The sequence below is a fragment of the Myroides pelagicus genome (assembly GCF_009711055.1).
GTDB classification, from domain to species: domain Bacteria; phylum Bacteroidota; class Bacteroidia; order Flavobacteriales; family Flavobacteriaceae; genus Flavobacterium; species Flavobacterium pelagicum.
The window spans coordinates 1-19,757 of the sequence record NZ_WMJY01000011.1; the positions used below are offsets into that span (position 1 = coordinate 1).

At 33.8% G+C, this 19,757-nt stretch carries 13 protein-coding genes; 9 read left to right on the forward strand and 4 right to left on the reverse strand.

Features of this window, described 5'->3' with window-relative positions:
• Positions 1-70: 70 nt before the first annotated feature.
• Complete coding sequence (gene gldJ / locus GJV77_RS06440) at positions 71-1,591, reverse strand: gliding motility lipoprotein GldJ (RefSeq protein ID WP_155035560.1); 1,521 nt, start codon at positions 1,589-1,591, stop codon at positions 71-73.
• 550 nt (positions 1,592-2,141) lie between these two features.
• Between gldJ and porV the strand changes: the two genes are divergently transcribed.
• The 4 genes from porV (at position 2,142) to GJV77_RS06460 (ending at position 6,039) form a co-directional block, all read left to right on the forward strand.
• Entirely contained in the window at positions 2,142-3,263 is a 1,122-nt protein-coding gene (gene porV / locus GJV77_RS06445) for a type IX secretion system outer membrane channel protein PorV (RefSeq protein ID WP_155035561.1), read from the forward strand.
• 95 nt (positions 3,264-3,358) lie between these two features.
• Positions 3,359-3,841 carry a cytidine deaminase gene (gene cdd, locus GJV77_RS06450; protein WP_155035562.1) on the forward strand — a complete coding sequence of 161 codons (483 nt, stop codon included), beginning with the start codon at positions 3,359-3,361 and terminating at the stop codon, positions 3,839-3,841.
• 240 nt (positions 3,842-4,081) lie between these two features.
• Entirely contained in the window at positions 4,082-5,473 is a 1,392-nt protein-coding gene (locus GJV77_RS06455) for a hemolysin family protein (RefSeq protein WP_155035563.1), read from the forward strand.
• A 140-nt stretch (positions 5,474-5,613) separates the two neighbouring features.
• Positions 5,614-6,039, forward strand: a complete 426-nt coding sequence (locus GJV77_RS06460; protein WP_155035564.1) for a GNAT family N-acetyltransferase — start codon at positions 5,614-5,616, stop codon at positions 6,037-6,039.
• Between the two features lie 437 nt (positions 6,040-6,476).
• Here GJV77_RS06460 and GJV77_RS06465 read toward each other — a convergent pair whose 3' ends face one another.
• Positions 6,477-7,622: a multidrug effflux MFS transporter gene (locus GJV77_RS06465; RefSeq protein WP_155035565.1), complete on the reverse strand. Its 1,146-nt coding sequence runs from the start codon at positions 7,620-7,622 to the stop codon at positions 6,477-6,479.
• A gap of 87 nt (positions 7,623-7,709) precedes the next feature.
• Here GJV77_RS06465 and GJV77_RS06470 point away from each other — a divergent pair, with 87 nt between their 5' ends.
• From GJV77_RS06470 to GJV77_RS06490, 5 genes are all read left to right on the forward strand, one after another.
• On the forward strand, positions 7,710-8,486 hold the full coding sequence (locus GJV77_RS06470; protein WP_155035566.1) for an AraC family transcriptional regulator: 777 nt from the start codon (positions 7,710-7,712) through the stop codon (positions 8,484-8,486).
• Positions 8,487-8,497: 11 nt separating this feature from the next.
• The gene (locus GJV77_RS06475) at positions 8,498-9,076 is read left to right on the forward strand and encodes a uracil-DNA glycosylase family protein (RefSeq protein ID WP_155035567.1); all 579 of its coding nucleotides are present in this window, start codon (positions 8,498-8,500) and stop codon (positions 9,074-9,076) included.
• Between the two features lie 178 nt (positions 9,077-9,254).
• A complete protein-coding gene (locus GJV77_RS06480) occupies positions 9,255-12,422 on the forward strand; it encodes a SusC/RagA family TonB-linked outer membrane protein (RefSeq protein WP_155035568.1) in 3,168 nt (1,055 codons plus the stop codon).
• 6 nt (positions 12,423-12,428) lie between these two features.
• Positions 12,429-13,901, forward strand: a complete 1,473-nt coding sequence (locus GJV77_RS06485; RefSeq protein ID WP_155035569.1) for a SusD/RagB family nutrient-binding outer membrane lipoprotein — start codon at positions 12,429-12,431, stop codon at positions 13,899-13,901.
• A gap of 134 nt (positions 13,902-14,035) precedes the next feature.
• Positions 14,036-16,504, forward strand: coding sequence for a phosphocholine-specific phospholipase C (locus tag GJV77_RS06490; RefSeq protein WP_155035570.1), 2,469 nt, complete (start codon positions 14,036-14,038; stop codon positions 16,502-16,504).
• A gap of 66 nt (positions 16,505-16,570) precedes the next feature.
• Here the strand turns inward: GJV77_RS06490 and GJV77_RS06495 are convergent, their stop codons facing one another.
• Together GJV77_RS06495 and putP are read right to left on the reverse strand one after the other, a co-directional pair.
• Positions 16,571-17,749, reverse strand: coding sequence for an MFS transporter (locus GJV77_RS06495; protein WP_162521579.1), 1,179 nt, complete (start codon positions 17,747-17,749; stop codon positions 16,571-16,573).
• Between the two features lie 148 nt (positions 17,750-17,897).
• Entirely contained in the window at positions 17,898-19,400 is a 1,503-nt protein-coding gene (gene putP, locus GJV77_RS06500; protein WP_155035572.1) for a sodium/proline symporter PutP, read from the reverse strand.
• Positions 19,401-19,757: the final 357 nt, after the last annotated feature.

Consider the following 19,757-nt stretch of genomic DNA (forward strand, 5'->3'; position numbering starts at 1 on the left):
GAAGAACTCATAATTAGCTCACTTTTTCAGTGCCCTCAATATAATTAGGACTTTTTTGAGTATTCAAGTTTTAATTCTTTGTTTTTCGTTTAGAAGACTTAGGACCGACCTTAGTCATTACTAGTCTGAATCCAATATAGTCAGAAGCTTGATCTTCTGGATAATATCTTCTCGTAGCAGGGTCTAACCAATATACTCTATCTTTCCAAGATCCTCCTTTGATCACGCGAGATTTAGCATCGTATAGGTTTGATATTTTATCACTCTTAGGTAATTGATCCTTTTTGTTAACAATACCTGTGTAAGGATTATTCTTTAAAGTAGACATGTCGAATTCCTCTTGTGCTACTTGACCAGGTAAATTACGCACCCTAAGTTTTCCTGTAGATAATGTGTCAAACTTAATGTTTTGATCATTGACGATAACTACTTTACCATCAGGACCGATTTTATTTTTGTAATAAACTGAACCTTTGTAGAAGTTTAAGTCAGCTTCCTCTTGATCTAATAAAGGATCATACATGTCAGCTACCCATTCTGCAACGTTACCAGCCATGTCATATAAACCAAAGTCATTAGCAGGGAATGATTTAACTGGTGTTGTGATATCACCATTATCTGTTGACCAACCAGCTATACCTCCATAATCACCTCTACTTTGCTTGTAGTTGGCATATCTCGTGTTTAAGACTTGTGGTCTGCCTCTTTTCTTTGTTTTATTAGTCTTCTCCCAAGGATACTTTCCTTTTCCCTGGTAGTTGTTATATTCTCTTTTTCCTACAAGACCGATAGCAGCATATTCCCATTCTGCTTCAGTAGGAAGTCTAAATTTAGAGATGAAAAGCCCGTAGTTTTGTGTTGCATATAAATTGCGGTCACCTTCATTTGCTTTATTGTTTTTTCCCTTTAATACAATATCGCTATTTCCACCATATACTGATTCAGGACTTTGTAAGTAGGTTTCAGTGCTAAAATGAGCTTCTCCATAAGCTTCTTGTACCTTAGCGTCTTTTTTAAGAAAACCAGCTTGTTCTAAATTTAATTCATTAACACGGTCTGTTCTCCATTTAGCGTAATCAGTTGCTTGTAGCCATGTTACACCAACTACTGGATAATTAGCATACGCAGGATGTCTAAGGTAGGAAGTAATTAGGGATTCGTTGAAGCCTGATTTACTTCTCCAAACGGTTGTGTCAGGTAATGCACTTTTGTAGATTTCTCTATATACTTCGTTATCTTGTGGGTAAACTGTTCTTAACCAATAAAGATACTCGTTGTACATAAGATTGGTTGTCTCAGTTTCATCCATGTAAAAAGATTGTACGTACATTTGTTTTGGATTGTTATTCCAATCTCCCATAATGTCGTCTTGAACACGTCCCATGGTAAATGTCCCTCCTTCAACAGGTACCATTCCATGAGGTGTCTTTTGTACATACTTAGTATTGTATTGAAAGCCTCCCTTACTATCGTTGATTTTCCATCCTGTAGCTGTTGATACATTGTTGTTGGAATTACCACAACTCACTAAACTTGCAGCTACAATTAAGCCTGCAAATACTTGGAAATTTAAAAGTTTATTAATTTTCATCTTTTTTATCATGGACATAAAATTCTACGCAATTTATTAATTAACGTTTAATTGGCAATGTTATATCTTTGAATAACTTAAAAATATTCTCTGAGATTATCTCTCCATATATAACTTATTAGCTATATAACGAGAATAATTGATATCTATTGTTTGGTTAAAGGTAAAATATTTTTTAAGTACTCTTTAGCAATTTTAGTGCAAATATATATCAAAATAATCTTAATTCGTGACTTATCGTATAATCAGTACTGAATTTCTTGTGTTTAGGCTAGTGTTTTTTGAGTAGGCTATTGTTTTAGTTTTATTAAGACTTTATGAATTAGTAGTAACTGTTGGGAAAGGAGCTTTGTAAAGACAGTTCGATTAGCGAACAGCTGTTTATACCATTTATTTATATATTAGGTGTTCAAATAAATAGTTAGCTGATCTGCTTTTTTCTTATTTGTAAGAATTAATAGTTGATGACCGCTATTGTAGATTGATAGATGAGTTTTAATAGGATTAGGCAAAAAAAACTATATTTGTATTGTTTACTATATGAAAATTTATGAAAAAAACTTCACTTATTATATTAGCAGCTTTATTTGGTCAAGGTGTTTTCGCACAAGATATTCGTCCAATTATTGTAGGAGTTCCTTTCTTGACAATTAATGGAGATGCAAGGTCTGCCGGTATGGGAGATATGGGAGTAGGAACTTCGACAGATGCATATTCTCAACAGCACAATCCAGCTAAATATGCCTTTGCAAAAAATAGTCAGGCCTTTTCAATGAGTTATACTCCCTATATGGAAAAACTAGCAAGTGGAATGTCTTTAGGACAATTGACTTATTATAATCGTTACAGTGAACGTAGTGCTGTAGGGGCTAGTTTACGTTATTTCGGAATGGGGGATATATATATGCTTCAGCATTATGGAGATCAACCTATACAGCGAAAGCCTAACGAGTTTTCGGTTGACTTATCTTATTCTTTGAAATTAAGCGATCGTTTTGCTATGGCTATTGTCGGTAGGTTTATTAATTCGAATTTAAAGTATCCAGAAGGAGATGGAGGAAACTCAAATGCAAGTACTTTGGCTGTTGATGTCTCGGGGTTTTATGAATCGGATATTATTGCTTTTAGTGGATTTGACGGACGTTGGCGTGCAGGATTTAATGTTCAGAATCTTGGTCCTAAAATAGAGTACGATGATCAACCTAATGGATCTTTTATTCCTACTTCATTGAAACTAGGAGGTGGTTTTGACTTTATATTAGACCCTTATAGTACGGTTACTGTGACTGGAGAGGTTGGAAAACTATTGGTTCCTACCCCACCAATAGATAATGAAGCTTATTTAAAGTATAATGATATTGGTTGGTTTAAAGGAGTGTTTAAATCCTTTGGCGATGCTCCTGGAGGATTTAGTGAAGAAATGAAAGAAGTTATGTGGTCCTTGGGTGCTGAATATTGGTATGACAATCGCTTTGCTTTTCGTACAGGGTATTTTCATGAAAGTAAAGAAAAAGGCGCTAGACAGTTTGCTACTTTAGGTGCGGGCGTAAAGTATAATTTGGTAACAGTGGATTTGTCGTATTTGTTCTCGACATCATCAGTTAATAATCCATTGGAAAACACATTACGTATATCACTAACTTTTGATTTGGGTAGAAAAACATATCAATAAGGTTAAGAAAAAATAATATATTTGTATATACAATCCAAACGGCAATCAACACATTGTGTTTGGATTTTTTTGTCTAAATAATTCAACTACAGTTTATGAAAAAGGTAGAATTAGTATCGACATTTATTGAATATGATTCAATAAATGAATTATGTCAACAAGATCAAGACTTGATGCATAAAGCAATTGAAATTCGTAAACGTGCTTATGCTCCCTATTCAAAATTTAAAGTAGGAGCTGCTATTCTTTTAGAAGATGGAACTATTGTACAAGGATCAAATCAAGAAAATGCAGCTTATCCTTCTGGTTTATGTGCTGAGCGAACAGCAATTTTTTATGCTAATGCTATTCATCCGGATAAAAAGATATTAAAGATTGCAATTACTGCGGCTTCAGATTTAAAAACAACTAATCAGCCTATTCCTCCATGTGGTGCTTGCAGACAAAGTATATTAGAATATGAAACGAAACAAGATACACCAATAGAGATGTTTTTTATGGGAGAAGAGGGTGTCGTTCGTTATTCACCTTCATTAATTAATATATTACCGTTTCATTTTGACAAAGATTCTTTGTAAATGGGTTTTTGTTAATGAAATGTGTGTATTGTTTGTAGAGTGTTATCTAATTAAGATATTTTAGGTGGAAATACTTTTTGTTTTTGTGATAGTATTCGCTATGACTAAAAAAAGGCTAACAGAATTTTAGTATATATTGATTTAATTACTACATTTGACTTACTAAATGGAGCCTATTGATATTGGCTGCTTTTTAGGGCCCTTAAAAGAGATTAACCAAGGGCTTCTTAATTTAAAAAAATGGATACATACCCCCAGATCATCACAATGTTGACTAGCGTTGGCATTGTGGAACATGAGATTTCAGTGAGTAAATTATTACTTACACTATTTTTAGTTTTTCTAAATGGATTTTTCGTAGCAGCTGAGTTTGCTATTGTTAAAGTACGTACCTCTCAAATAGAGGTTCATCAAGAATTAAATTCTAAGGTTGCAGGTGTAGCAAAGGGAATTGTAAGCAATCTAGACGCTTATTTGGCTGCAACACAGCTCGGAATTACATTAGCGTCATTAGGATTAGGTTGGGTAGGAGAGAGTTCTTTAACTCCTGTAATTTATAAAGCATTTGAGGTTTTTGGGATGACAGGTCCTGAGTATGCTTCTCTAGCAAAAAGTATATCATTTCCTTTAGCATTTGCTATAATAACTATACTACATATTGTGTTTGGTGAGTTAGCTCCAAAATCAATGGCTATTCACTTTCCAACTAAGACAACTTTTACAGTTGCATTGCCGTTGCGTGTTTTCTATTTTGTATTTAGACCGTTGATTTGGTTAATGAATGGTTTAGCTAACGGTATACTTCGTTTATTTGGTATTACACCAATCCACGGTTCTGATATTCATACGGAAGAGGAATTAAAAGTTATTATTACTGAAAGTCAAGAAGGTGGAGCTATCGAAGAAACTGAGCGCTTACTTATTCAGAATGTGTTTGACTTTGACGATCGTCGTGTCAACAATATTCAAACACTTCGCAAGAATGTTTCTGCTATTGATATTGAAACATCGGTCAAAGATGCTATTGAATATGCTATTAATGAAGGTTACTCGAGATATCCAGTATTTGACGATTCATTAGATAACATTAAAGGTGTAATCTATACAAAGGATTTAATGAAAGCGATGATGAAGGATCCTGATCAGTCTAGTATTGCAGGATTGTTGAGAGAGCCGATTTACATTTCTGAGAATGCCTTGATTAAAAACGTAATGAAGCAGTTTCAGGCAAAACACTTACAAGTAGCTATTGCTACAAATGAAGTAGGTGAGTTTACGGGGATTGTTACTATGGAAGATATTTTGGAGGAACTTGTAGGTGAAATTCAAGATGAATATGACAATGAAGAACCTGTAGTATTGAGTTTAGGACAAGGAAAGTATGTTGTGAGTGCACATTATAACTTATCTGATATCAACAGGCTATTGCCTATTAAGTTTGAAGAGAGTGAACACTATGATACATTAGCAGGCTTGATCAGTGAAGAGTGTCCTGGTGATGAGGTTAAAGTGGGGGACATTATCAAGTTGTGTGATTACGAAGGAAAAGTTTTGAAAATGTATCGTAACTCAGTAGAACAAGTTGAACTTTCATTATTAGATCGTGAAACTAACTTAGAAGAAACTAAATAAATTAAAAAGACAGCTTAGTAGCTGTCTTTTTTTGTTGGGTATAACTTTATTTTTATGTCATTAGCCTATAGTTCTCGATTGTTTGTCTTTTAGGTATACTATATTTGTTATAATAAGTAACCAAAATACGGAATAAAAAGATGGAATATATTGTTTTTCATGAAATAGCTCCTGAAGATTATATAAATATGCGAGTAACTTGTGGATTATCTGCGAAAACTCTTATGGCTGCAACCATTGGTCTAGCTAATTCGCTACATTGTGTAGCTATTTTAGACAAAACAAAAGACAATAAATTTATAGGAATGGGTAGATTAGTTGGAGATGGAGGTTGTCATTGTCAGGTAGTTGATATATGTGTTTTACCTGAATATCAAGGACAAGGACAAGGAATTGGTAAAATGATTATGAGTCACTTGATGTCCTTTGTTGAAGATCATTTGCCTCATTCATGTTATGTTAACCTAATAGCAGATGGTAAAGCATACAAGCTATATGAACAATTTGGATTTGAAGAGGTTTGGCCTGCATCTCGAGGAATAGGCTATGTTAAAAGGAAGGAATAATTGAAGCCAGGTCTATAGTTGTAACTTTAGTTGATTGAGTTGTATATCATACTACCTTGTCGAATTTATGGGGTATAAAATGCTCTGTAACCATTATTAAATGAACTTCGCTTATTAAAACTTCCTTAACTTTCTGTAGAAATGGAAATTTTTTTTAGTTTTTTTCTCGTATCTGTAATGGTCGGGATATTTACCCTAAAAATATCCCGACCATACCCCGATCATATTTGTAACATTACCCTTTCAACTACAAACCAAAATTGTAGGGAGTTTGCTTTTTTTGGATTTGACTGTAGGCTTGATTTGTATTAATAAGAAAGATATGAGCTTTGATTTATTCCAAGATAATTGGGAATACGGGTGTACTTTGTAAATGCAATAGGATTAAAAAGGTAGCAAACAACGTTATCTTTAGATTAGTAATAATAGATGGTGGGTTACAAGGAGCTTTTTCTTTTAGGTATATTAAAGACTGTGATTATAGCGATACTTGAGAATACAATCATAACATAACTGATCGAGGGCAATAAACTACTTATATATAGACCTAAACTTATTAATAAGTAGTACAATAATCCGAATAGTGCACTAGCAGTACCAATAGATGATTTATATTGCTGTAAAGCTTGACTTAGTATGTTTGGAATAGCTATTCCAAAAGAGGATACAATAAATAGCATTGGTATTAAAAAAAGTAAATGGTTGCCTATGATAGACATTATAAAAGCACAACCAAGCGCTATAATAGCGGATAGTTTAATTAATGTAATTGGATGAAAGTCTTTATCTAACAATTTTTTATTTACGGTACTTCCGATGAACGATCCAATCGCAAGGAAAATTCCACTATAGCCATACAATGTGGGGTTAAGTCCTTTTTCCTCAAAGATAAAGGGAGCAAAGGAATAATAACTAAAAAGTAACACGTTGAAAGACATTACTAAAATAGCATATTTTATAATCATAAAGTCGTTGTAGATTTTTTTCGCAGTTAATGTGAGTATTTTAAGACTTATCTTAGTGGTGTCTTGTTTAGTTTCACGTAAAAATAAAGCCGAGTAAAAAAGTAGGAGAATTCCCAATATGGTTAATGTTGTGAAAACTCCTATGTACCCATAGTGATTTGCTAATATTCCTCCAGTTAATAAACCAATTACAGGGCTTATTGAAAGAGCAATTCCCATCACTGAATATACTTTAGCTAGTTTTATTCCAGTGTAACTATCTCTCATCATGGTTTGCGTGATGACTGACCCTACGGATATCCCTATAGCAGCCACAAATCTAGCGAACAATATTGTTTGAAAATTTGTAGCAAATAATGCTAAAATGGATGCTAATGTATAAGTGATGATACCATATAACATTGCTTTTTTTCTGCCTATATAGTCACTTACAATTCCCCAAAAAATGACCCCTAGGGCAAAAGCTGTAAAGTAAATACTAATAGTTAGTAGGGCCCTTTCTTGTGTAACCTTAAAAGATGCAGCTAGATGTACAAGTGCGGGACTATAGATGGTTTCGACGAATTGTGGAAACATCATTAATATGACCATTAAGGAAAGGTTGTTTCTAGTTTTCATTGATTATTTAATTTTTTCACAAAGGTCTCGTCAATTAGGGTTATCTTTATAATACTATAAAAACAATAAATATTAATTTACGGACAGATGGCTTATTTGCATTCGAAACAATCTTTTCATTTAGATAACATAGATTTATCTGTTATCGGACTAGCTTCTGATTTAGTTCAACACGACTCTGGCTTTCATCTGCATAAAGCACATCATCAGTTGTTATATGCTCCTAGGGGGTGTATGACTTTATTAACCGAAGAGATTCAAGTTGTTTTACCACCAAATCGCATGTTATTTATTCCAGCAGGAATTTCACATCGTGTGTTTTTTAGAAATGTTGTAGCATATCGTTCAGTGTATTTTAAGGAAGCCGAGGCAATTTGGAGAGAAGGTGCAATTAAGGTTTTATCAGTTAATCCATTATTAGAACAACTATTAGAGCGAATTTGTTTTTGGGACTGGACTACTTATTCGGAGGACCAAGAAGCTTTATTGACTGTGTTTAAGAATGAAGTGTCTGTTGCTGTTGAAGAAGATTACCATTTAAAATTTCCTAGAGATTCTCGATTAAAAATGGTTATAGAGCAAATAGTCATACAAAAGCGTATTCCTCCTTTTTTAAAAGATTTGACAATGGAAGTTGGAGCATGTGAGAAAACAATTTCCCGAATATTTAAAAAAGAGACAGGAATGGTATATCAGGAATGGCGTCTGCAGTGGAAATTTTGCCGATCTCTAGAGCTTATATCTGAAGGGATGTCTATTAGTGAAGTCGCGGATGAGTTGAAATTTTCATCGGATAGTGCCTTTATAGAGTTGTTTAAAAGATTGGCTGGAATTACACCTTACAAATATTTGAAAGAATCATAAATCATCGTTGTATGAAGGAGTTTGAACACGTATTGTCAAATATAAGAGCATGTAAACTTTGTGAACAGGAGCTTCCATTAGGAGCTAATCCTATTGTATTGACTGGTGTAAATTCTAAAATAATTATCATAGGACAAGCTCCTGGTCTTAAAGTTCATTTAACAGGTATTCCTTTTAATGATAAGAGTGGTGACCAATTGCGATATTGGTTAGGTGTCACGCAAGAGGAGTTTTACAATACAGATAATTTTTCTATTGTTCCTATGGGCTTTTGCTATCCTGGGAAAGGGAAGTCAGGAGATTTACCTCCTAAAAAAATATGTGCACCAACTTGGCACCCTCTATTGCTCGAGCAATTAACTTCTGTCAAACTGGTTTTGTTAATTGGCAAATACGCACAGGACTATTATCTAAAGTCAAATACGACATTAACTGAAAATGTATATTCATTTGAAAAGTATCTACCTATGTACTTTCCATTACCACACCCGTCACCTCGAAACAATATTTGGAAAGCGAAAAATAAGTGGTTTGAACAAGAAGTAATTCCAATACTGCAACATCAGATAAGAGCAATTCTTAATGAATAGATCTTGTAAAATGCGTAATATCAGTGTTTTCTGTTAGTTGTAACTCTGTTATTCAATTGTTATCAATTAATTATTTTTAAAACAAAAAGTTAATATATATTTAATTATACTTAATATTCTCTTAAAACAATATAGGTCAATAATTGTCATTTTTGTTGAAGTTAAAATCAATTATATAATGGCTAAAAAACTATTTATTTTAAGTTTTGTTTTGATTGTCAGTAGCTTAACTACATGGGCACAAAATAAACGTATTATTAAAGGAAAAGTATTAGATGATCAGGGTATTAGTTTACCAGGAGCAACTATACAGATAAAAGAATCCGGACTTGTAACCAGCTCAGACTTAGGAGGAGATTTTAGTTTGGAGGTTACTGACAAAGAGACATTATTAGTTTCTTTTATAGGTTATGTAACACAGGAATATAAAGTTCAAGGAAATTCAGAAGCTAAAATTTATTTAAAGCCTGATAATACTTCTTTAGATGAATTGGTAATTACTGCATTGGGTATTACAAAAGAAGAGAAGAAAATTGGTTATTCCACACAGAGTGTTGATCCAGCAATTATACAGGAAGTAGCTACTCCCAATGTAGGTAATATGCTGACAGGAAAAGTAGCAGGTCTAGAAGTTTCAAATCCTCCAGGAATGTTACAGTCACCAAAATTTTCACTTAGGGGAAAGCAACCACTAGTTGTAATTGATGGTATGCCAGTGAGTACTGATTTTTTCGATGTTTCAGCTGAAGATATAGCAGATATAAATGTTCTTAAAGGGACTTCTGCATCGGTATTGTATGGTTCTAGAGGGCGAAATGGTGCAATACTTATAACGACTAAAGGAGCAAAAGCAGAAGGAGTTGAGGTTTCAGTTTCTCAAAACACTATGATGTCAGCAGGTTTTTTAGTTTATCCAGAGACACAAACATCATATGGAAATGGATCTAATGGTAAATATGAGTTTTGGGATGGAAAAGATGGAGGAATAAGTGATGGCGATATGAACTGGGGGCCAAAGTTGGGAACAGGATTATTAATTCCTCAATGGAATAGTCCTATTCGCGATAAGGTTACAGGAGAGACGATACAGTGGTATGGTAATGTGGAAGGAACAAAATATAATGATAAGTCTAGATATGAACGCGTTGCACTACCTTGGGAGTATCATGATAATTTAAAAGAGTTTTTAGGTACAGCTGTAATTTCAAAAACAAGTTTTAGCGTTACAGATAAAGGTGAAAGAGGGTCGTACCGTATAGGTGGAGAATTTACTTATAATAAGGATAGAGTACCTAGTTCTAGTATGTATAGAGGAAATCTAAGTTTTAAATCTACAACAAAAATAACTGACAAGTTAACGCTAGATTCTAAATTAGCATACAATAAAGTTTATTCACCTAATGTTCCAAATTATAATTACAACCCTAGTGGACATATGTATACTATATTGATATGGATGGGTCATGATGTCAATGGTAAAGATTTGAAAAACAATCATTGGGTACCAGGAATGGAAGGATATCGACAAGCAAACTGGAATTATGCTTGGTATAATAATCCTTGGTTCGGTACATCGAACTTTAAAAATATATGGAATAAAGATGTAGTAAATGGACAATTACAGTTGTCCTATGAAGTAAATGACGACTTGGTACTTCAGGGTCGTACATCTGGTATTGTGACTAAAAACAAGACAGAAGTACAAAGTCCGAAATCGTATTTTAACTATAGTGCACCTAGAGAAGGAGGGTATAATTATACAGCAACTGATCGTTTAGATATAGAATATGATTTTTTAGCAATGTATACCAAATTTATAACTGATAATATAGGAATGAGTGTAAATGCAGGTGCATCTTCTAGATATTATCAGTTTAATGAAGATTTTGCTGCGACAGATGGTTTGACTGTTCCGGGAGTTTATAACTTAGGAAATTCCACAGGTCCAGTTTCTGCAAGAAATAAGGTGGTTAAAAAAGCTGTAAATAGTGTTTATGGATCTGTAGAATTTGACTTTTATAATGCATTTTTTCTTAGCTTTTCAGGTAGAAATGATTGGTCTTCATCAATGGCAAAATCTAATAGGTCATATTTCTACCCTTCTACATCTTTAAGTGTCTTGTTGTCAAACTTGATTACTTTACCAGAATCTTTTGATTATTTAAAACTATATTCTTCTTGGGCTCAGGTATCAAGTGACTTGGATCCTTATCTACTACAAGCAACATATTCACCTGTGACTCCTGCATTTAATGGAAATCAAATGGTTGAATATCCTAATTCTATATTGAATCCTAATTTACTACCAGAAAAATCTAATTCTTTTGAATTAGGGGTAGCTACTTCGTTATTTAAAAAGCGTCTAGGTTTAGATCTAACATATTATCGAGTAGTTGATTCGAACTTTTTGATTGAATATCCTATATCTGAAGCATCAGGTTTTAAAAATATGCTAGTTAATGGAAATGAATATACGACAAATGGGGTAGAAGTAAGTTTATCAGGAGTAGTAATTGATAATAATGATTTTAAATGGAAGTCAACAGTAAACTGGAGTATGAGAGAAAAGAAATTGACTAAGATTTATAATGATGGAGAAAAGTATGGAAATCTACATTTAAATGATCGAGCAGATGCTTACTACGGTGATGTATGGATGAAGTCTCCTGATGGAAAGGTGATTTTAGATAAGACTACAGGTATGCCTACTAGAGATCCTCATAAAAGATATATCGGACATATGGATCCAAAATGGGTGTTGGGCTGGAACAATAGCTTAAAATATAAGAATTGGGCAATGAATATGTCTATCGATGGTATATGGGGTGGTATCATGCGCTCTGAAGTAGTTGAAAAAATGTGGTGGGGAGGAAAACACCCTAATTCTGTAATGTACAGAGATGCTGAATATGCTTCAGGCAACCCTGTTTTTGTTCCTGATGGAGTAAATATTGTTTCTGGTGAACTTAAAACAGATATCAATGGAAATGTAATATCTGATACACGTGTATTCCAAGATCATACAGGAACAGTGAGTTGGCAAAGTTGGGCACAAAATTACCCATATAGAGCACGTGTTACAGAAGATGAGAATAAAACGTTTGCAAATATGTTTGACAGAACATATTTCAAATTACGTTCATTAGCGTTGACTTATGATTTTACAGATAAATTGAAATCTAAGAGAGTGTCTCATTTGTCAGCTACTTTAACAGGATATAACTTATTAATGTGGAAAAAGTCTAAAGGATTATATTCAGATCCTGATTATAGTACAGGAGGAAGTAACGATATTCAGGATCCTGCTACACGTTGGATAGGTTTAGGACTAAATATTAAATTTTAACAATCTATGAAAATATATAAGAAAGCAATACTTCTACTTAGTGCAATCAGCACTTTAGTAGGTTGTCAAGATTTGGATAAATTAAATGAGAATCCAAATAATATCAAGGATGCAGAGCCGTATTTACTTTTAACAAATGTAGAACGAAGTGCCTTTGCTATGCCAGGGATATCAAAAGAATATGCTTCACGAATGATTATTATGACAGATGGAGAGAATGCATATCAGTTTTTTAAGTGGACCAGTGGAAGCTTTGATAAATATGAGAAGTTAGTTGAAATTCAAAAAATGATGGAACAAGCAGAGTCAAGGGGCGAAGAAGCTTATGTTGCATTGGGACATTTCTTAAAGGCAAAAATGTATTATGACTTAACATTAACTTTTGGTGATATTCCTTTCTCAGAATCTTTAAAAGGAGAGCAGGATATACAATTTCCTAAATACGATACGCAAGAAGAAGTATTTGATGGTATTCTAAGAGAACTAGAGTTAGCAAGCGCAAAACTAGATACATCTGATATTATTAAAGGGGATATAATCTATGAAGGTGATTTAACAAGGTGGAAAAAATTGATTAGTTCTTTTAAACTGAAAGTTTTGATGTCATTATCAAATAAAGAAAATGTCAAAGGAATGGCAATTGCACAAAAGTTTAAAGGTATCTATCAAGGGGAAGTGTTGATGGAGAGTAATTTAGATAATGGGCAATTGAAGTTTTATGATGTGGCAGGAAGTAGATACCCTCAGTTTAATTCAAGCTCATACGGTTCAAGTATGTATATGTCATCAACTTTTGTTGACTTATTACAAGAGTTGAAAGATCCGAGGTTATTTATTTATGCTCAACAGACTGCAAAGGCTTTAGAAGAAGGAAGACCTGTTAGTGATTTTGATAGTTATAATGGAGGAGACCCAATAGTGCCTTATGCAGAGAATGAGAAATTAGTACAAACAAAAAATATATCTAAGATAAATAGTCGTTATTATGCGGATCCTACAACAGAGCCTAATTTTATTTTAAGTTATGCTGAGTTACAATTTATTTTAGCTGAAGCTAGTGCTAGAGGTTGGATAAGTGGAGATACAAAAGGGTTTTATGAAAGGGGAATAAAGGCAAGTTTTTCTTTTTATGAAAAGAATGCTAAACAGTTAGGAAGTTATTGTTCTTTAGATGCTGTTAAGCAATATCTCGTAGGTGAGAAAGTTGCTTTTAAAGGAGGCGATATTAACATAGAGTTAGAGCAAATACTGACACAGAAATACATTATGATGTTTCATCAATCAGGTTGGACAGCTTATTATGACTACTTGCGAACGGGTTTTCCTAAGTTAAAGATTCAAGAAGGTGTGACAGCACCGACTCGTTGGTTATATCCAAATACTGAATATAATAGAAATGGAAATAATTTAAAAGAAGCACTTCAACGTCAGTTCGGAGGAGATGATAATATTAGAGGTAGTGTTTGGTGGTTAAAGTAAATTTGCGAATGTATAATAAAATGACGCCTAGAGTATTAATTACTCTATGGCGTTATTTTTTGTCATTAAATTTAATATCTACTTAAAACACAGCTAGTAATTTTAAACGATTTTTGTAGTAAACACAATTAAAAATGGAGTCAAATAGAAGAGAATTTATAAAAAACATAAGTTTATTTGCAGGGGGATTAAGTTTTGCAACTGCGTTTCCTGCATCTATTCAACGTGCATTAGAGATACAAGCAGATACTGGGTCTACGTTTTTAGATGCAGAACATATTGTTTTTCTTATGCAAGAAAACAGATCATTTGATCACTGTTTTGGTACTTTAAGTGGAGTTAGGGGATTTAATGATCCTAGAGCCTTGAAGATGGCAAATGGTTTACCTGTTTGGTTTCAAGAAGATGGGAAGAAGAAAGTATTTGGTCCCTTTCGTTTGGATATTGAGAATACAAATGTAACCTGGTTAGGAGATTTGCCACATAGTTGGAGGGATATGGTGGAAGCTCGGAATGATGGGCAAATGAATAAATGGCTCTTTGCAAAGCAACCAGGGAATAAAAAGTATAAAGATATACCTCTGACAATGGGATATTATACACGTCAAGATATCCCTTTTTATTATGCTTTAGCCGATGCTTTTACTGTTTGTGATCAGCACTTTTGTTCATCTCTAACAGGAACGAGTGCTAATCGTTCCTTCTTTTGGGCTGGTGCTATTAGAGAAGAACCGCACAACCCTGATTCTACAGCTTGTGTAGATAATAGTCAAATCAATTACAAAGATGTGAGTTGGCGTACTTATCCAGAGTTACTAGAAAAAGCAGGTGTATCATGGTGTGTTTATCAAAATGAGTTAAGCTTACCTGTTGGTTTATCAGGAGAGGAAGAAAGCTGGTTGGCTAATTTTACAGATAATAATTTAGAGTTTTATAAACAATACAATGTTTGGTATCACGAACCTTTTATCAACCATTTGAAAGAGGAGTTTAAAGAATTAAACGATGAATTAGAATATGGAAGTATTACAGAGGAGAGACATCAACAAATACAGAAAAAACTAAAATTCATTCAACCTTTATTAGAAAAGTATGGAGATAAATCACTAGCAGACCTTACTGATTTTGATCGTTCAATTCATCAAAAAGCCTTCACAACTAATACGCAAGATCCTAATTATCATCATTTGACCGAAATGGAGTATGAAGAGTATGGTGTGAAGAAAAAAGTTAACGTACCTAAAGGAGACATATTTCACCGTTTTCGTGAAGATGTGAAGAATGATAAATTACCTACTGTTAGTTGGCTAGTTGCTCCTCAGAATTTCTCGGACCATCCTTCGGCGGCTTGGTTCGGAGCATGGTATGTTTCTGAAGTATTGAATATTCTTACACAGAATCCTAACGTTTGGAAAAAGACAATCTTTGTTTTGACTTATGATGAAAATGATGGTTATTTTGATCATATACCTCCATTTGTACCACCTTTGTCAACGGATACTAACCAAGGAAAAGTACCTGCTGGTATGGATACACAAGCGGAGTGGATAACAAAGCAACAAGAACGTAAACGAACAGGTGATGAAAAAAGCGAATTAAGTAGTCCTATAGGTTTAGGTTATCGCGTACCGATGATTATAGCTTCTCCGTGGAGTAAAGGAGGTTGGGTTAACTCAGAAGTATGTGATTTAACATCAAACCTTCAGTTTTTAGAGTATTTTATAGAAAAGAAGTTTGGTAAAAAAGTAATAGAAACAAATATTTCTGACTGGAGGAGAGAGGTATGTGGAAACTTAACATCCGCTTTTCATCAAGCGGATGATTTAAAGCACGTATCATTACCATATGTTAATCGAGATGAATATATAGCTCGTATTTTAGGTGCAAAGGGAAAAGTAGCCCCAGGTGGCTTTGCAGAATTTACGTCTCATAATCGTAAGAATAGCGAAGCTTGGGTAAAAGAAGCAAATTTTCCTAAACAAGAAAAAGGTGTAAAGAAAGCCTGTGCCTTACCATACCATTCGAATGTTAATGCTGTGATTTCAGACGCGGGCATTCAATTGGTATTTGATGTTAAACCTAATGGATTAAAGAATAAGATATATAGTGCTCCTTTTCAGGTTTACAGTAATACTCCCTATGAAAATGAAGTTGGGCGTAATTGGAATTTTGCTGTAAGAGAGCAAGAGTCTATTTCGTATGATTGGAAAATAGTGGAGTTTACCGAGGGTGTTTATGATCTATCTGTACATAGTTCTAATGGTTTTTATAGAAGGTTTATGGGAACTAAAAAACATGTTGATTTAGACTTGTTTTTTGAGGTATTACCTGATGAACAGATTCAAATACGTTTAGAGAATAAAGGGAATCACAGTTGTAATGTTTTATTAGAGGATCCTTTATATAAGAAGATAAAAGAGAAACTTACATTAGCACCCTCAAGTGTTGAAGAGGTTGTTCTTGATTATACTAAGTTTAAAGGATGGTACGATGTTATGATTACAATTGAAGGAGACTTAAATTATTTACAACATTATGCTGGACATTTAGAAAATGAAAAAACGAGTATAACAGACCCTTATATGGCTATGTTATCTGAATAAGCTATTGGAATACAAACTAAAAAGGCTTTTATTTAATCTATAAAGGTCTTTTTTAGTTTATTAATACTATGCTTTTTTAATACTTAATTTATTTCGAAACAACATATAGAGTAGGCTAAGTATAATGACCAGTGCGCTTGCATACATGATCGTTGGTATATGTGTAATTGTGTCTTTGTAATACCAACCAGCTAGGAATGCTCCACCACCTACACCAGCTTCTAAGGCGATATACATAGTTGATACCGCTCGTCCTCTTTGATCTGGTTGACTAAAGTCAATTGTCCAAGCGTTTAATGCAGGGGATAGGATTCCTAATGAAATACCATATACAAAAGCACCTAAGTATAATCCATTTGCACTAGCATAAAATCCAATGATAAGGAGTGATAGTACTAGAAGGACTAGTCCGGTATTAATGATTAAAACACGACCGTATTTGTCAGATACTTTACCAGCTACAAATCGAACTAATAGGGATGATAATGTAAAGATCATAAAGAATATACCTTTGTTTTCTAAGCCTAAATGACCAGTCCAATCTGGAATAAGGGTTAGAATCACTCCATAGGCGATATATGACATAAAAGTGACAAATGCTGCAGGAAACACTCCTAAGTCAAAAATATCTTTACTTGAAATTTTTAATAGTTTAAAAGAAAACTTCTCTTTTACTTTTAAAGTCTCTTTCATGTTCATTAAAATTACAATAGACAATAAAGCAAAGGCGGAAGAGGTATAAAATAAAAAGTCAATGGAAGTATACAGTTTTATTGTACTTCCTATAGCTGGACCTATAGCCATTCCTGTACTAAAGCATATACCATGGAGTCCAAGAGCTTCGCCCCATCGTTCTTTTGGGACTATGTCTGCCACGTATGCTGCTGTAGCTGTAGGTTTAAATCCTGTGGAAAACCCGTGTAGTAGTCTCAAAAATAGAAAACCTGATACAGAAGTAAGTATTGGGTATAGTAAACTACATACAAAACAAACTATCGACCCAATAGCCATGATTGGTACTCTTCCTATTTTATCTGTTAGTTTGCCACTGAAGGGTCTAGAGATACCTGCTGTGATGGTAAATAAACCTATAATTAACCCTTTGTATTCAGCTCCTCCTAAGCTTGATAGATAATCTGGTAATTCAGGAATCAACATATTAAAACTAGCAGAAAACAATAGTGAGCTTAGGCAAACAAGCATAAACTGTGTATTGTATATTGGATGGGAGTTTAATTTAGGCACGGTATCTTGTATTAATGACGTGCAAAGTTATTGGTTTACATTTGTATGTACAATGTTTATCTTGTATTAACAATAGACAAAAAAACTAGCCTTATTCATCTATTAGAATGGATAAGGCTAGCTTAAGGTTTTTAATGAAATATCTTGATTATTTCTCTTCGTGATAAATCGCGTCTGCTTTGTCGAATTTTTCAATCATTTCGGCAGAAGCTTGTTTTCCGAAATTAGATACTAAATAGATGGCTAATGCACTGAATGCAAATCCAGGTATGATTTCATATAATTCATCTCCAAACATGATAGGCCATAAAATAACTGTAATAGCTCCTACTAATACTCCTGCAAATGCTCCCATACCAGTAGTCTTTCTCCAGAATAGTGTAAATAAAATAGCTGGTCCAAATGCAGCACCAAATCCCGCCCAAGCATGTGCAACTAAAGCTAAGATCTTACTGTCTGGATCCAATGCTATGACAATTGCTATTGCTGCAATTACTAATACTGCTAATCTTCCTGTCCATACAAGTTCTTTTTGACTTGCTGATCTTCTGAAGTATGCTTTATAGAAGTCTTGTGTTAATGTACTCGATGACATTAGTAATTGTGCACTTAATGTACTCATCACAGCTGCTAGAATAGCTGATAATAAAATACCAACAATCCAAGGGTTAAATAGTTGTTTGATTAACTCAATGAAGATTTTTTCACTGTCTTCAGAAACAACACCCGCAACTTCTGGATGTTTGTAGAAATAGCTAATTCCTAAATATCCAATAGTAACTGCTCCACCTAGACACAGTATCATCCATGTCATACCTATACGTCTAGCTTTTTTCATTGTCTTTACACTGTCAGCAGCCATAAACCTAGCTAATATGTGAGGTTGACCAAAATATCCTAACCCCCATGCAGCAGCACTAATAATAGCTACAAAACCTACTTTATGTGTCAAACTTGTATAGGGAATATTACGTGCAAGTGCAGCTTCCGTAGTGAAAGATGTAATGGCATCCCATCCTCCCATATACATAACAATCATTACGGGTGTTAAGATTAAAGCAAACAACATTAAAGTAGCCTGAATTGTATCACTCCAACTCACTGCTAAGAATCCTCCAATGAATGTGTAAAGAATAGTAGCAACAGCCCCTAAAATTAATGCATTTAGGTATGTCATGTGGAATAGCGCTTCGAATAAGCGTGCTCCAGCTACCATACCAGAAGCACAGTATATAATGAAGAATATCAAAATGGTAATAGCTGATACTGTTTTGACCAATTGACCGTCTTTTCCAAATCGATTGTGGAAAAAATCAGGTAAGGTTAATGCGTTATTGTTGATTTCGGTATGAACCCTTAATCGACCTGCTACTAATTTCCAGTTGAAGTATGCTCCAATGATTAATCCAATTGCAATCCAGCTTTGTGATAAACCTGAAAGATAAATAGCTCCAGGTAATCCCATAAGCAACCATCCTGACATGTCAGATGCTCCAGCTGAAAGAGCTGTTACTAAAGGACCAAAACTTCTTCCTCCTAAAATGTAATCATCAAAGTTTTTTGTACGTAAATAAGCTACAATACCAATTCCTAATACAATTGCTAAATAAAAAGCAAAGGCAATAATTGTGGGGTCTAAATTCTTAAACATGTCGTATAGTATTAATTTGGTTAAAAATATAAAAAAAAATAACTTAATGCATACTTAATGTTTTTATTATAGTTAAAGTTTGATGATTTGCTATTTTTTATTTGTGTAGTATGTGATAAAAATAAGATAAGTTTAGCGTGGTTTTAAGGGACGGTGTATGGAGTGATTTTTGGTTTAATTGTTTGTCTTTTAGTTTTTTAAATAGACGGTAAAATAATAGCCCTACAGGAAAGGGGGGATCTGTAGGGCTAAAAAAGTAGTATGAAAAAAAAGTTATATAATAGATATCAATAATTATACCAATTAGGTGTTTTTTGTCTCAAACTGTACTTTGAAAAGTAAAGGTGAAAGTTGTAT